Raw genomic sequence first — 14,457 nt, 5'->3', positions numbered from 1 at the left:
GGCTCGTATGGCGACGGCGCGCGGCGGATCAGCTGCCGCACATACCAGTCGGTGTTGAGCAGCGACGTGTTGGCCACGATGACATCCTTGCGGATGCCTTCCACTTCCTGCGCGTACCACAGCGGGAAGGTGTCGTTGTCGCCCACCGTGATGAGGATGCCGTACGGCTCCACCGAGTTGAGCAGATCGTGCGCAAAGTCGCCGGTGTCGGTCTGGCTGGAACGCGAGGCCTGCGTCCAGTTGCCAACGAGCGGGATGAACGCGATCGCCAGCAGCGGGGAGGCCATCGCGAAGCTGCGGGCGCGCGGCTCGAGGACGGTCTCCTTGCCGAGGCGCACTTCGTCGGCGCCAAACAGCGTGGCGACGGTCTCCCACAGGTAGAACATGCCGAGTGCAGCCCACACGCTGAGGGCCGAGAAACTCCACAGGTAGAAGTAGTCTCGGTCACGCACCTCGCGGGGGACGGAGTCGCCGAGTTCCGGTGCCTGGGAGTGCCCGTACTTGAAGTTCAGGTAGAAGATCAGCCCCAGCGTCATGGTGCCTACGAGAGGGCCGAAGAACCAGAAACTTCGTCGGTCCTTCTTGTAGTGCATCCATCCGCCCAGCAGAACGAGGATGAAGTAGAAGACGGCAAGGCCATTCTGCGCGCCCGGGTGTTCGTTGTAGGCGTCGCGCAGCCACTGCCACTTGAAGTACAACCAGTACATCCCGAGCTGCGCCGTGAACGGCGCCTGGCGTTCGCCGAGTTCCGGCTTGCCGTACTGCCCGCGATTGAAGTTGTACATGAAGCGGTCGTACGTGAGCTGGCTGAACGTGCAGTCCACCGCGATCTCGGTGGCACACGCCGTGGGCTCGCCTTCATTGATCGCGGGGAAGTGCGCTGCGCGAATGGGCTGCGTGGCAAACGGCGTCATGCCGAAGCCCACAGCCACCGCGCAGGCCACGAGCAACTTCCAGCGGAGGAGCGTCTGCGGACGGCGGATCAGCACCGCAATGCCAACGGCGGGCACGGCGAGCATGCCGGCCATGTGATTGGTGTAGCCCAGGCCACAGAGATACGCGACCAGCACCAGCAGGCGGTCGGCCATGGGGCCTTCCGGATCATCGCACCAGCGCACGGTGAGCCAGCAGATGACCGCGAGGCCCACGAGCGAGACGGTGTACACCTTTTCGTTCACCACCGACTGGTTCCACACGGTGAACGCGGTGGCGCCGATCAGCACGGCCAGCGAGCCACCGGCGATGCGCTGCCAGCGGCGTGGCATCCAGCCGACGAGCACGCGTTCGGTGACGAGGAACCACAGCGACGCCGAGATGGCGCTGGACAGCGCCGCCAGCACGTTGATGCGCATGGCGACCGTCGGGGCGATCGGCAGCACGCTGAAGACGCGGCCGATCAGCACGAAGAACGGATTGCCCGGTGGGTGCGGCAGCCCAAGCACATAGGCGGCGGCGATGTACTCGCTGGTGTCCCACATGGACGTCGTGGGGGCGAGGGTGACCAGATACAGCAGGAAGGTCACCAGCCCCGCGATGGCGGCGGCCAGATAGGACGGGCGGTAGTCGAGTTCGGCGGCACTGGAGCGCGAGGCGCTCGCGGTGTGGGCCGACGCCGCGGTGGCGGTGGCTGCGACAGTCATGAAGCAAGGCGGAGGGTGTGGCACCCCGGAACCGGAGGCGGCCCCGGGCTTTGGCAATCCTGAAAGGTCGCCGGGAAAGCAGGGGGGCACAACCGGTCAGCATGTTCCTGAACGCGCCGCGTGTCTCGTGTGGTCTGCTTCATGTCCCTCGGTCCCCGACCACGGCGGGATGCCATGGCGGGATGCCAAGGCTGATGCCAGTCGACGCCATGGCATCAGGCTGGGACCGTGACGGCCTCAAAAACATCCGGGTACGGCTGAGCAGAGAGGTCTTTTCCCTGCACGCATAGATCCGGATTGTCGATGTCACATCTGTCTGCTTCGCGCCATCAGAGGCGCTTACGTCAGCTGGCCCTGCCGGCCCTGGCCTTGTTCACGGCGGCTGCACTGACCGCCTGCAGTGATCCGTCTGCGCTCACGGGGGTGGACAACCCGACACGGCCCACCACCGGCGATTCCGCCGTGACGCCCACGCCGAACCCGCCCACCACACCGGTGCCGCCGGCCCGCGACGCGTACACGTTGTTGTTCGACCAGTGGGTGCCCGATGCGGCCTCGTACCAGCGGCCGTGGTTGGTGCAGACCAATACCGGCATCGATTCGCTGCATCGTGTGATGGATTTCAGCGGTGCATTCGATGCCAGTGTATCGCCCGACGGTCAGTCGATGGTGTTCACGTGCACGACCGGTCATGGCACGACGCTGTGCAAGGCCGCGCTCGACAGCGCGGTGCGCGCGCAGTTGCCGGGGGCCATTCGTTCGACTGCACTGTCCGCACTGGTGGCGGACCAGCCGGCGATCAGCCCAGACGGCCAGCAGGTGGCGTTTCGTGGATGGCAGCCCGGCGGTACGGTGGGATTGTTCAATCCGGCAGACATCTACGTGATGAACATCGACGGTACGAACGTCACGCGTCTCACGTCCGCATCACGCGGTGTGGAATCGTTCGAATCACCGGCGTGGTCGCCCAGGCTCGCCGATGGCAGCTACCGGCTGGCCTTCAGCCGCGAGTATCGCAATGTGGATGGGTATGCGGCCGCGAGCCTCGCATCCATGCGCAGCGACGGATCGGATGTACAGCGACTCGTCATCGATTCCACGAGCTCGGACCGTGAACCGTCGTGGTCACCGGATGGCATGCGCGTGGCTTTCGTGCGCCGCGGTGGTTCGGTGCAGGGCGATCTGTGGGTGGTGGAGCTGGATGCGGACGCGCGCCCGGTGTCCGAACGTGCGCTGCTCGACGTGGAGCCCGATGGTGTGCAGCGTTCGCCGTCGTGGTCGCCCGATGGCAAGCGGCTCGCGTTCGTCTCGGCGCACGAGATTCTTGGCGATTTCTACGACTGGCAGGTGTACAGCGTGAACGCGACGGGCAACGATGTGCGTCGCCATACGAGTGTGGCGCATGAACATGCCAATCCGGTGTGGGTGCCGGTGAATCGCCTCCAGTAAGTCATTGGGTGGCACAGAAACACTGAGCGGGCGCTCCTAATCGGAGCGCCCGCCGTCATTCGCCTAGTGGCGGAACAGCCGCTCGCCGGTGAACACCATCGCGATGCCATGTTCGTTGGCCGCGGCGATCACTTCGGCATCACGCACCGATCCACCCGGCTGCACGATGGCCGTCACGCCCGCTGCTGCTGCCTGGTCGATACCGTCGCGGAACGGGAAGAACGCGTCGGAGCCCAGCGCCGAGCCAGTGGTTGCATGGCCCAGAGTCGTGGCCTTGTGCACCGCCACGAAGCTCGCATCCACACGGCTCATCTGACCCGCACCAATACCAATCGTTGCACCGTCGCGCACCAGCACGATGGCGTTCGACTTCACGCTGGCGACTGACTTCCATGCGAACAGCAGGTCGCGCTGCTCCTGCGACGTGGGCTGACGCGAGGACACCACTTGCCACTGCGCGGGCTCGGACGGCGCGGGCGCACGATCCTGCACCAGCAGGCCACCACGCACACGCTTGAGATCCATCGTGCCGGCAGGCCACGACGCCTTTCCTTCGAGCACACGCAGGTTCTTCTTGCGCACCAGAATCTCCACCGCTTCTTCGGCGAACTTCGGCGCAACGATGCACTCCACGAACAGGCTGGAGATGGCTTCCGCTGCGGCCACGTCCACCGGCACCGAGAACGCGATCACGCTGCCGAACGCACTCACCGGATCACACGCCAACGCCTTCTTGTACGCGTCGAGCGCATTGGTGCCGGTGGCGAGACCACACGGCGTGGTGTGTTTGATGATGGCACAGGCGGGCTGATCACCGAATGGTTCGATGGCAAGCAGCGAGCCTTCGAGATCGAGCAGGTTGTTGAACGAGAGCTCCTTGCCGCCCTTCTGCACCAGCGCGCCAAGGCCGGTGCCGGGCTTCTCCACGTAGAAGGCGGCGCGCTGCTGCGGGTTCTCGCCGTAGCGCAGCGCCTGCTGCTTCTCGAACGCGAGTGGGTAGCGATCGGGGAACGGCTCGCCACGCTGCTGGGCGAACCACTGCGCGATGGCGGCGTCGTAGCCGCTGGTGTGCGCGTACACCTTCTCGGCGAGCAGCTTGCGCAGGGGCTGGTCGTCACCGCCGGCGTTGACCACGTCGAGCACCTTGCTGTAGTCCGACGGATCGACGATCACCCATACCGACGTGAAGTTCTTGGCCGCCGAACGCAGCATCGACGGGCCGCCGATGTCGATATTCTCGATGACTTCTTCCGGATGCACGCCGGGCTTGGCGGCCGTTTCGCGGAAGGGGTAGAGATTCACCACGACCAGATCGATGGTGCCGATGTCATGGGCCTTGATGGCTTCCATGTGTTCGGGCAGGTCGCGGCGCGCCAGCAGGCCGCCATGCACCACCGGATGCAGCGTCTTCACGCGGCCGTCGAGCATCTCGGGAAAGCCGGTCAGCTCGCTCACGTCCTTCACCACCAGGCCGGCGTCGCGCAGCATGCGCGCGGTACCGCCGGTGGAGACCAGTTCGACGCCCTTGGCGGCGAGTCCCTGGGCGAAGGGGAGAAGGCCCGACTTGTCAGAAACGGAGAGCAGCGCGCGCATGTGAAATATCCGGTCGAAGAGCTCTGGAATGATCGAAATGAAAGAAGCCGATCAGCGCGGAAAGAGTCGCGCGAGATCGGCTTCGAAGGCCGGCGCCGACGCATCGTCGACACCATCCGGGGTCATGCGGAATCGCCAGTCGTGTGCGGCCATGGCCACGGGAACGGGCAGGTGCCCATGCACACGGTTGTCATCGCCCAGCACAACGGACCCCGAGGCAATGGCTGCCACACAGAGCGGCAGCAGGCGATGCTCGATGCGCAGCACGCGCGCGCCGAGGGATTGCGGCGTGTCCGCCGGCAACACCGGCACGGGCCACTGCGCGATGATCGGGCCGCGGTCGTAGTGTTCGTCCACGAAGTGCACCGTCACACCGGTGATGGTGGCACCATGTTCGAGCACGGCGGTGTGAATGCGCTGACCATACATGCCAGGGCCGCCGAACGCCGGCAGCAATGCGGGATGTACGTTGATGAGACGCCCATGAAATGCCTGCACCACCGCCGCGGGGATCAGCTTGAGATAGCCAGCAAGCACCAGCAGTTCGGCGCCCGCCTCCACCAGCTGTGCCACGATGGCATCGCCATCCTGCGGCACAGAGACGACGCCGGTGGGAATGCCTGCCTGTTGCGCGCGCGTGAGTGCACCGGAGGTGGCCTTGTCGGATGCGACATAAGCGATGGTGCCGAATGCCGCACCCGGTCCGGCAAAATGATCGATGAGCGCCTGCAGATTCGAGCCGCCTCCCGAGGCCAGCACGGCAATGCGCGCGGGAGCTGGAGCCACGGGAGTGGGGGCAGTGTCGTCGATCATGCCCCAAGCTATCGGTTCGGGCTGCCTCGCTGCAGGGGCGACCTTGGACGGATGGCCAAGGTCACTCGGCCACACTGTCACTAGCCCGGCGAGCGGCCTCGCGTGATCTCGCCGTGATGATGCGCGTGGCCCATGGTCGCCAGCGAAATCGTCACCGCCTCCAGCAACCGGTCGGCCAGAAAAACGCGCGGCTCAGATGACGATCTGGCGGACTCGACGTCCTTCGCCGGCGTCTCGATGCCGGGCACCAGCACCCCCACGCCACCGGTCGTGATGGCCGGCTGCACGTCGCGCCACCGATCACCGATGTATCCGGAATTGGAAAGCGACAACCCGTGCTCACGGGCGGCTTGCTGGTAGAGCCCGATGCCGGGCTTGCGACAATCGCAAGAAGGCGGGCTATCGGCCGGGTGCGGGCAGTGATAGGTGGCAAGCACCGTCGCGCCCTCGGCCGCCAGCAGGGCCACCGTACGGTCGCGCACTGCTTCGTACTGCGCCTGCGTGATGAGCCCGCGGGCGATACCGGATTGGTTAGTGACGATCACCACCGGCACACCCGCCTCGTTCGCGCGCCGAACGGCCACGGCCGCATCGGGCAGCATCTTCACACGCGATGCATCAGCGAGATAGTGCGCGTCGGCGATGAGCGTCCCATCGCGGTCGATGAACAGCGCAGCGCGCGGCTCGCCATCCGATCCACTCACAACACTCATCTCCGCCGCACGGTGTCAGGACGCGCCACCGGGGCACGGGGGGCTGCCGAACTGTCGCGACGGGCAGACGAATCGGTGCGGCTGAGAGAATCGCGCCGCGCGGCGGTCGAATCCACGCGCGGCGCACGCGGTGTGGCAAAATTGCGCGACGGCGACTTCACCGTGCCCGAAAGACTGCGCACGAAGGCGGTCTGCAGGGAGTATTGCGTCTGCCACGCCAACGGGGCCTCGAGCGTCACGAAGATCTCGTTGTACACACGCGGACGCGACATCTTGGGTGGCGGTGTCGTGTCGATGGGCAGGATGCGACCGCCACGGGCCCGCGCTGCGGCACGCTGCCGTTCGAGTAACGCACGCTGCGCCGCGGCCAGGCTGTCCTGTCGGCGCACGGTGGCCAATGAGTCACGTCGCTGGCGTGCGACCCGACTCGTGTCGAGCTTCGCGTCCGCGACCCGTGCGATGGAGTCCGCGCGCTGCTTGGCCGCTGTGGAGTCGGCCACGGTCTTCTGCCGTGCCGTTTGCACACCACGCACGGCCACCCGCGACGAGTCGGAGGCGCGGGTGAGTACCATCATTTCCGGCGTGAACTCCAGGTCGTTCGGGAACGGCTTGTCGAACACCACCTTGAGGATGCGATTCGTGTCCTGCGGTGTCACCTCGGTGATGCGCAGGCCGACCGTATCGTGCGTGAAGGCGTAAAGCTCCGTTCGCGCTTCGGCGGTCAGCGTCACCTTGGCCTCGTCCCAGATCTCCAGCGGATCGAGATCCCGGTTGCTGTTGCGGTCGTTGTATGCCCGCACGAGGTATGGGCCGGCTGGCAGGTTGGCCAATTCGAAGCGACCCGCCGAATCGGCCACCGCCTGATACACGGTGCTATCAGTGGCAACGGCTTCCACGACGGCACTTGCCAGTCCTTTAGCCGCGAACCAGTCGAAGGCAACGCCGGTGAGCTTCGTATCCGGGATTTCTCCGCCCGTGGAGAACACGATGCGGATGATCGAGTCGATACCATTGTTGCGCAGATCCTGAATGCCAGGCTTGATCTGCACCGAGTAGACCGTGTTGGGCTTCCATCCCTTCGACGGTCGGATCTCGATGCGCGTGCGCCCCCAGCTCACGCGCGGATCACCACTCTTCGGGCTGATGAACACCAGCTCACTGAGGTTCGTGGCACCGCGCGGCACTTCACTGATCACTTCGTCGAAGCGCAGTTCCACTGCCTTGGGAACCTTGCCCACCGAGTTGATCTCCGGCGTGATGCGCACCAGCACGGGCGCCGCCGTGTCCGGTGGGCCACCGGGCGGCAACGCCTGATTCGCGCACGCCCAGCTTGCGGACAGCGCAGCGGCCGCCGCCAACGTGACAACGCGTCGAATCACGCGCCGAGTGCCTGCAGCTTGTCGCGCAGCTGCCCGGCGCGGGTGCGCCAGTCGGCGGCCTTGGCACGCTCGGCCTCGACCACTGCCGGCGGGGCCTTGGCAACAAAGCCTTCGTTGGCCAGGCGGCCTTCGAGGGCACCGAGCTGCTTCTCCAACTGGGCCAGTTCCGTCTGCAAGCGCTGCTTCTCCTTGTCGAGGTCGATCATGCCGGCGAGCGGCACCACGACCTCGATACCCCCGGAGAGCAGCACCTGTGCCGACGCACCACCCGGGTTCTGCTCGGCGAGCGTGACGCGCGCGCGGGCCAAGCCGCCGATCGTCTCGATGACGGGCGTGAGCGCCTCGCGGGACGCGGCCGGACCGACGACCACCGCATCCACCCAGGCCCCCGGATTCACGTTGTTCTCGGAACGGACCTGACGAATGGCCTGTACCGCCTCGCGTGCCTGTTCGAACACGGCGGCGGAACCACTCGCCTGCGCGCGTACCACCGGCCATGCGGCCTGCGCGATGAAGGCATTCGGCGGCGTTTGTGGCAACTTCTGCCACAGCTCCTCGGTGATGAACGGCACCACGGGCTGCAGCAAACGCAGGGCGCCGTCAAAGGCGTGAGCCAGCACGGCCCGGGCCACTTCGCGGTCGTCGCCTTCCGTCGCAAGGCGCGGCTTCACGCTTTCGAGATACCAGTCCGCGAGCTCGTTCCACACGAAACGACGCGCGGCTTCGGCATACTCGGAGAGACGCAGGCCGCGGTAGCGTTCCGCGTCCGTCCACCGTGAGAGGTCGGCCGGACGGGCAGGGCCGAGTGCAGCGTCACAGTCGGCGATGGCCGCGTCGAGGCGTTCGAGAATCCAGTGATCGGCTGCGGTGAGCGATGCCGCGTCGAGCGACGCCACCGGCTTCACTGGTTCCGGTCCCACGCGCGAGAGCAGGAAGCGCCCGATGTTCCACAGCTTCGTGCAGAAGTTGCGACCCGGCGCAAACGACTTCTCGAGGTCGGTGGGGTCGAGCATCACGTCCACGCCGAGTCCGAGTCCGGCCACCATCGTCCAGCGCAGCGCATCGGCGCCATACAGGCGCACCACGTCGAGTGGGTCGATGCCGTTGCCCAGTGACTTGGACATCTTGCGATGCTGCATGTCGCGCACGGTGCCGTGCAGGTACACCGTGTGAAACGGCGCCTTGTCGAGGAACCAGCAGCCGCTCATCACCATGCGCGCGACCCAGAAGAACAGGATCTCCGGTGCGGTGACAAGCACATCGCCCGGATAGAACGCGCGCAGATCGGGCGTCTTGTCGGGCCAGCCGAGGGTGCTGAACGGCCACAGCCAGCTGGAGAACCAGGTGTCGAGCACATCTTCGTCCTGGCGCACGGTGCCGTTGCAACCCGGGCAGCTCGTGACATCGGTGCGCGACACGATGGGCGCATGGCCGCACGAGGCGTTGCAGTACCACACCGGCACGCGGTGGCCCCACCAGATCTGCCGCGAGATGTTCCAGTCGCGGATGCCTTCGAGCCAGTTGACGTACACGGCTTCCCAGCGCTCCGGCAGGATGCGCAGTTCACCCGTGCGCAGTGCGGCGAGCGCCTTGTCAGCCAGTGGCTGCATGCGCACGAACCACTGATCGGACAGACGCGGCTCCACCACCGTATCGCAGCGATAGCAGTGGCGCACGCTGTGCTGGTGGTTCTCGATCTTCACCAGTGCGCCTGCCGCTTCGAGCAAGTTCACGATGGCCTTGCGCGCGGCAAATCGATCCAGGCCACTCAACTCGGCCGGCACGCGCCCCGCCGCACCTTCCACCTCACGCACGATGCCTTCCGCGTCGATGATGACGGGCGTGGCGAGGGCATGACGCTTGCCCACTTCGAAGTCGTTGGCGTCGTGAGCGGGCGTGATCTTCACCGCGCCCGAGCCGAAGGCCGGGTCGGTGTACGTGTCGCCGACGATGGGGATGCGCACACCATTGAGCGGCAGGATGACATCCTTGCCGATCATGGCCTGGTAGCGCTCGTCATCAGGATTCACCGCCACGGCCACGTCACCCAGCATCGTTTCCGGACGCGTGGTGGCCACCGTGATGGACTGCGACGGGTCGTCGGCCAACACATAGCGCAGGTGATACAGCTTGCCGGTTGTGTCGGTGAACTCCGCTTCTTCATCCGACAGCGAGGTGCCGCAGCGCGGGCACCAGTGGATGACACGGTGTCCCTTGTAGACCAGCCCATCTTCGTGCAGGCGCACGAACGCTTCGCGCACCGAGCGCGAAAGCTCGGGCGAGAACGTATACGCCGTGCGCGTCCAGTCGGCGCTCGCGCCAATGGACTTGAGCTGATTGAGGATCTCGCCGCCCGTCTTGTCGACGAACTGCGCCACGCGTTGCACGAAGGCCTCGCGCCCGAGATCAAACCGCGAGTGTCCCTCGGCGGCGATCTGCTTCTCCACGACATTCTGCGTGGCGATGCCGGCGTGATCGGTACCGGGCACCCAGAGTGCTTCATCCCCCGCCATGCGGCGCCAGCGGATGAGCACATCCTGCACGGTGTTGTTGAGGCCATGCCCCATGTGCAGCACCGCCGTCACATTGGGCGGCGGGATAACGATCACGAACGGTTCGTGGGTCGCGGCCCGCGCCGGGTCAGCGGTGAACACACCGTGTTCAGTCCAGCGCGGGTACCAGGCGGCCTCCGTGGAGGCGGCGTCGTACGTGGTGGGCAGCGAATTGGGGTCAGGCGCAGTCATCCGGGGAACATAACAACGCCCGGCGCCGCACGGACTTGTCTGTCAGTCCACTGCGTCCGCGTTGGCGGCCAGGGAGTTGAGTACGCGCTCCACACCCGGTACACCCCGGGCAATGGTCAGCGCATAGTCGATTTCGGCCGGAGCGGCCACCCAGCCCGTGAGCTCCACTTCGCCGGGGGCTACGGCCCCGATGTCGATGGACCGATGGGCCAGCATGGGGTCGTTCTGGAACGCCTCGAGCACCCGCTCCTCGAGCTCATCCAGCGACGGAGCTGTTTCGCCCGCGGCCGTTGCCGACGACGAGAGGCCCAGCTTGCCACGGCGGCTGCTACGCTGGGTCTCTTCCCGCCGGCTTTCGGCCCGCCGCGGGGCCTGATCGATGAAATGCTCGGCCAGATGGAGGTGGGAGATCGCCTCGGGGGCGAGCTCGGAATGGTCGTCGGGCATCTCGTCGAACGATTCCGACCGATGCTGGTCTGCCCGCCAGCCGTTCTGGCGATGCCGCCGACGTGACGGTGCGCGCTTGAGCGCCTCGAGTCCACCGAGGCGGTCAGCGAGTACCATACCGATGGCCAACCCGGCCACGGCACCGAGAGCTACGAGGACAATGCGTCCGGTCTTTCCCTGCCGCGCGGGGCGGCGACGATTCTGCATGCTGGTGCGATCTCCTGGCTCGTGCATCGAGCGCTGTACCAGCAGGCCCGGGCGCACTCGATAACTTGGCGTAACTCGCTGTCGAATGATAACTTCAGCGTCTTCGTGAAGGGAGCGCACAGGACAGTGACGTCCTGTGCGGGTCCGCTCACTGTCTCCATCTTCGCTGGTTTCCGATGATCGCCGGTCCGTCCTCCGCTGTGCCCGCCGACAACGCTTTGATTGTCCTGACGCTGCCCGATGGTTCCACACGCGAGGTGCCGGCCGGCACGTTGGCGCGTGATGTGGTGGGCTCGATCGGTACCCGGCTGCTCCAGGCCTCGGTCGCGGTGGCGGTGGATGGCGAGGTGCAGGACCTGATGACGCCGCTGCGGGCATCCGGTGCCTTCGTCGTGATCACGGACAAGGATCCGCGGGCGCTGGCCGTGCTGCGTCACTCGGGCGCGCATATCCTGGCCACGGCGGTGCGCCGCTTGCGCCCCGACGCCAAGATCGGTTTCGGTCCGGCGATCGATGACGGCTTCTACTACGACTTCGAAGTCGACAAGCCGTTCACGCCGGAAGATCTCGCAGCCTTTGAAGCCGAGATGAAGAAGGTCGCGGCCGAGAAGTATCCGTTCGTGCGCGCCGAAGTGTCGGTGGAAGAGGCCAAGCAGCTCTTCGTCGACGATCCGCTCAAGCTCGAGCGCCTGGCCGATTTCGAGGGCACGGACGAGATCATCTCCACGTACACGGACGGCCCGTTCATCGACCTGTGCCGCGGCCCGCACGTGCCCGACACGTCGCACCTCAAGCACTTCAAGCTGCTGCACACGGCAGGCGCCTACTGGCGCGGCGATGTGAAGCGGCAGATGCTGCAGCGCATCTACGCCACGGCCTTCTTCAAGAAGGACGAGCTCGAACAGCACCTGCACAATCTCGAGGAAGCGAAGAAGCGCGACCATCGTGTGCTCGGCAAGTCGCTTGGCCTCTTCCAGATCTTCCCGCAGGCGCCCGGCGCCGCGTTCTGGACGCCCAAGGGCACCATGTTGTACAACACGCTCGAGGCTTTCGTGCGCGAGCGGCAGCAGGAGTCGTTCCAGGAAATCAAGACGCCGCTGCTGTACAACAAGAAGCTGTGGGAACAGTCGGGGCACTGGGGCAAGTACAAGGAGAACATGTTCCTCGTGCTCGACAACGAGACGGGTGAGCATGACATGTCGCTCAAGCCCATGAACTGCCCGTCGCACCACGTGCTGTACGGCGCCGAGAAGCATTCGTATCGCGAATTGCCGGTGCGGTACGTGACGTTCGATGTGTTGCACCGCAACGAGCTGTCTGGTGCGCTGTCGGGTCTCACGCGCGTGCGCCAGTTCTCGCAGGATGACTGCCACGTCTACCTGCGCGAAGATCAGATCGAGAGTGAGGTGAAGTTCCTCATGGACTTCATCCTCTCTTACTACGACACGTTTGGTCTCAAGGCGAATCTCAAGTTCGCGACGCGTCCCGAGCAGCGCATCGGCAGCGACGAGCTGTGGGATCGCGCCGAGGCCGCGCTCAAGGCCGCGCTGGAGAGCACAGGCCGCCCGTACGAGATGAAGGAAGGCGACGGGGCGTTCTACGGGCCCAAGATCGACTTCGACGTCACCGACAGCATCGGCCGTGCATGGCAGCTCGGCACCATCCAGCTCGACTACAACGCGCCGGATCGTTTCGATCTCGCGTATACGGGTGAAGACAACGCACCGCACCGTCCGGTGGTCATTCATCGCGCGGTGAGCGGCTCGTTCGAACGCTTCATTGCCATTCTCATCGAGCATTTTGCCGGGGCGTTCCCGGTATGGCTGGCGCCTGAGCAGGTGCGCGTCATCCCCATCGCCATCGACTTCAATGCGCACGGCCAGGCGTTGGTCGACCGCATGAAGGCCCTGGGGATCCGGGCCACGCTCGACGCACGCAACGAGACGTTGAACTACCGCGTGCGTGAGGGTGAGGTGGAGAAGGTGCCATACATGTGCGTGATCGGTCGCCGCGAGTCGGAAGAGAACACGGTCGCGTTGCGCACGCGTGGCGCCGGCAAGAAGCAGGAAATTCTGAGCGCCGATGCCTTCATCGCGCGTCTGCAGGATGAAGTGCGGACGCGGGCTCTCGTGCCGGCGCCCGCCCAGACGCAGGTGGCCAGCGAGACCACGGAGAGCAACGCGTGAGCCCAGAGACGCTGCTGGATCTGTTCCTGCTTTCGCCGGTCGGCCTGGTCGAAGTGGACGAGGACGGCCGCGTGGAAGTGGCCAATCTGGCGGCGCGTCGCCTGCTCACGCCGTTCACGCCGACGGGCTCACTCGAGGACCTGTTCACGGCGCTCGGCGCCGTGGCGCCAGACCTTTCGTCGAGAGTGCGTGGTTTCGGCAGCTCCCGAGGTGTGATTCTTGAAAACCTCGAGTTGCTGGCTCCGGGCCAGTCACTAGGGGTGTTTCTCTCACTGGTCAAGGTGGCCACCGGTCGTATCGTCGCGGTGGCCACTGACGCATCCGGCCTCGCCATGGCGCGCGGTACGATGTCGCACCTCGAGCAGCGCCTGCGTGCGGTCGAAGAGTCGGTGCGCGACTATGCGTTCTACTCACTCGATCGTCAGGGTAACGTCGAGAGTTGGAGTGTCGCCGCTGAACGAGTGCACCAGTGGCCGGCCTCGGCGATCATCGGCAAGAGCATGACCACGCTGCTGCCCCCCGACAATGCGTCGGCCAGTCACCTCACCGACACGCTCGCCCTGTCGGCCCAGAATGGCTGGTGTGAAGAGGAAGGACACCGGGCGCGCCAGGATGGCACCACGTTCTGGGCCAGCACCGTCGTCACGGCGTTGCGTGGCGCCAACGGCGAGACCACCGGCTACTCGGTCATCTCGCACGACGTGTCCGAGCGTCGCAAGCTCGAAGAGCAGGTGCGCGGGGATGCGTCGAGCAACACCGACTACCTCACCGGTGTGCTGGCGCGACGGGCCTACTTCGACGTGGCGCAGTCAGAAGTGGCTCGTGCGCGTCGCTATGGGCAGCCACTCACGATGTTGCTGATCGACCCGGACCACTTCCGCGATCTCGTGGATCAGCACGGCGAAGGCTTTGCCAACGAATGGCTGCGGGCCATTGCGTGGGTGTGCCGGCAGGAATCACGCAACACCGACGTGGTGGGTCGTGTGGGCGGTGAGGCGTTTGCCGTCCTGCTGCCCAGCACCGAATTGAGCGGTGGCTTGGTGCTGGCCGAGCGCATTCGTGAGCGCATGCAGCGCCACGTGTTCGGTGGCGACTATCAGGGTGTGCGTGCCACGCTGTCCATTGGTGTGGCGGAGGTGACGGAGCCCATCACCAGTGTGGATGGGCTTCTCGCCACGGCCGGCACCGCCGTTGACCGGGCGCGTCAGGCCGGACGCAATCTCGTCGTCGGTTACGACGACTGAGTGGAGGAACGGGAGTCTTCGGGCTCCCGTTCCTGATGATCA

At 65.7% G+C, this 14,457-nt stretch carries 10 protein-coding genes; 3 read left to right on the top strand and 7 right to left on the bottom strand.

What is annotated here, in order from left to right; translation table 11 throughout:
• On the bottom strand, window positions 1–1,640 hold a 1,640-nt coding region (locus VGE27_RS09115; protein WP_331049338.1), incomplete at its 3' end, for a DUF2723 domain-containing protein.
• A gap of 303 nt (window positions 1,641–1,943) precedes the next feature.
• Between VGE27_RS09115 and VGE27_RS09110 the strand changes: the two genes are divergently transcribed.
• A complete protein-coding gene (locus VGE27_RS09110) occupies window positions 1,944–3,089 on the top strand; it encodes a hypothetical protein (RefSeq protein ID WP_331049337.1) in 1,146 nt (381 codons plus the stop codon).
• 63 nt (window positions 3,090–3,152) lie between these two features.
• On the opposite strand, the gene purH is transcribed toward VGE27_RS09110, so the two are convergent.
• The 6 genes from purH to VGE27_RS09080 all read right to left on the bottom strand — a co-directional run bounded on the left by purH (window position 3,153) and on the right by VGE27_RS09080 (window position 11,012).
• Window positions 3,153–4,682, bottom strand: coding sequence for a bifunctional phosphoribosylaminoimidazolecarboxamide formyltransferase/IMP cyclohydrolase (gene purH / locus VGE27_RS09105; protein ID WP_331049336.1), 1,530 nt, complete (start codon window positions 4,680–4,682; stop codon window positions 3,153–3,155).
• Between the two features lie 51 nt (window positions 4,683–4,733).
• Window positions 4,734–5,495, bottom strand: coding sequence for a phosphoribosylglycinamide formyltransferase (purN, locus tag VGE27_RS09100; RefSeq protein WP_331049335.1), 762 nt, complete (start codon window positions 5,493–5,495; stop codon window positions 4,734–4,736).
• 80 nt (window positions 5,496–5,575) lie between these two features.
• Complete coding sequence (locus VGE27_RS09095; protein ID WP_331049334.1) at window positions 5,576–6,199, bottom strand: HAD family hydrolase; 624 nt, start codon at window positions 6,197–6,199, stop codon at window positions 5,576–5,578.
• A gap of 5 nt (window positions 6,200–6,204) precedes the next feature.
• Entirely contained in the window at window positions 6,205–7,587 is a 1,383-nt protein-coding gene (locus VGE27_RS09090; RefSeq protein ID WP_331049333.1) for an Ig-like domain-containing protein, read from the bottom strand.
• Window positions 7,584–10,331 carry a valine--tRNA ligase gene (locus VGE27_RS09085; protein ID WP_331049332.1) on the bottom strand — a complete coding sequence of 916 codons (2,748 nt, stop codon included), beginning with the start codon at window positions 10,329–10,331 and terminating at the stop codon, window positions 7,584–7,586. Before VGE27_RS09085 ends, VGE27_RS09090 begins: the two co-directional genes overlap by 4 nt.
• A 42-nt stretch (window positions 10,332–10,373) precedes the next feature.
• Window positions 10,374–11,012, bottom strand: coding sequence for a BON domain-containing protein (locus tag VGE27_RS09080; protein ID WP_331049331.1), 639 nt, complete (start codon window positions 11,010–11,012; stop codon window positions 10,374–10,376).
• 149 nt (window positions 11,013–11,161) lie between these two features.
• Between VGE27_RS09080 and thrS the strand changes: the two genes are divergently transcribed.
• The gene (gene thrS, locus VGE27_RS09075; protein ID WP_331049330.1) at window positions 11,162–13,171 is read left to right on the top strand and encodes a threonine--tRNA ligase; all 2,010 of its coding nucleotides are present in this window, start codon (window positions 11,162–11,164) and stop codon (window positions 13,169–13,171) included.
• Window positions 13,168–14,415 (top strand): diguanylate cyclase, encoded by a 1,248-nt coding sequence (locus tag VGE27_RS09070; RefSeq protein WP_331049329.1) that lies wholly within the window; start codon window positions 13,168–13,170, stop codon window positions 14,413–14,415. The genes thrS and VGE27_RS09070 overlap by 4 nt, the downstream gene beginning before the upstream one ends.
• The last annotated feature ends 42 nt before the right edge of the window (window positions 14,416–14,457 follow it).

This window comes from Gemmatimonas sp. (genome assembly GCF_036405635.1).
Classification (GTDB): domain Bacteria; phylum Gemmatimonadota; class Gemmatimonadetes; order Gemmatimonadales; family Gemmatimonadaceae; genus Gemmatimonas.
Note: the sequence above shows the minus strand (reverse complement) of the source record. Positions and strands in the feature narration are given on the sequence as shown.

What these genes read in the sequence shown, in the direction of transcription:
- VGE27_RS09110 (WP_331049337.1), top strand. Translation starts at nt 1,944, where the DNA reads ATGTCACATCTGTCTGCTTCGCGCCATCAGAGGCGCTTACGTCAGCTG.
- purH (WP_331049336.1), bottom strand. Translation starts at nt 4,682, where the DNA reads ATGCGCGCGCTGCTCTCCGTTTCTGACAAGTCGGGCCTTCTCCCCTTC.
- purN (WP_331049335.1), bottom strand. Translation starts at nt 5,495, where the DNA reads ATGATCGACGACACTGCCCCCACTCCCGTGGCTCCAGCTCCCGCGCGC.
- VGE27_RS09085 (WP_331049332.1), bottom strand. Translation starts at nt 10,331, where the DNA reads ATGACTGCGCCTGACCCCAATTCGCTGCCCACCACGTACGACGCCGCC.
- VGE27_RS09080 (WP_331049331.1), bottom strand. Translation starts at nt 11,012, where the DNA reads ATGCACGAGCCAGGAGATCGCACCAGCATGCAGAATCGTCGCCGCCCC.
- thrS (WP_331049330.1), top strand. Translation starts at nt 11,162, where the DNA reads ATGATCGCCGGTCCGTCCTCCGCTGTGCCCGCCGACAACGCTTTGATT.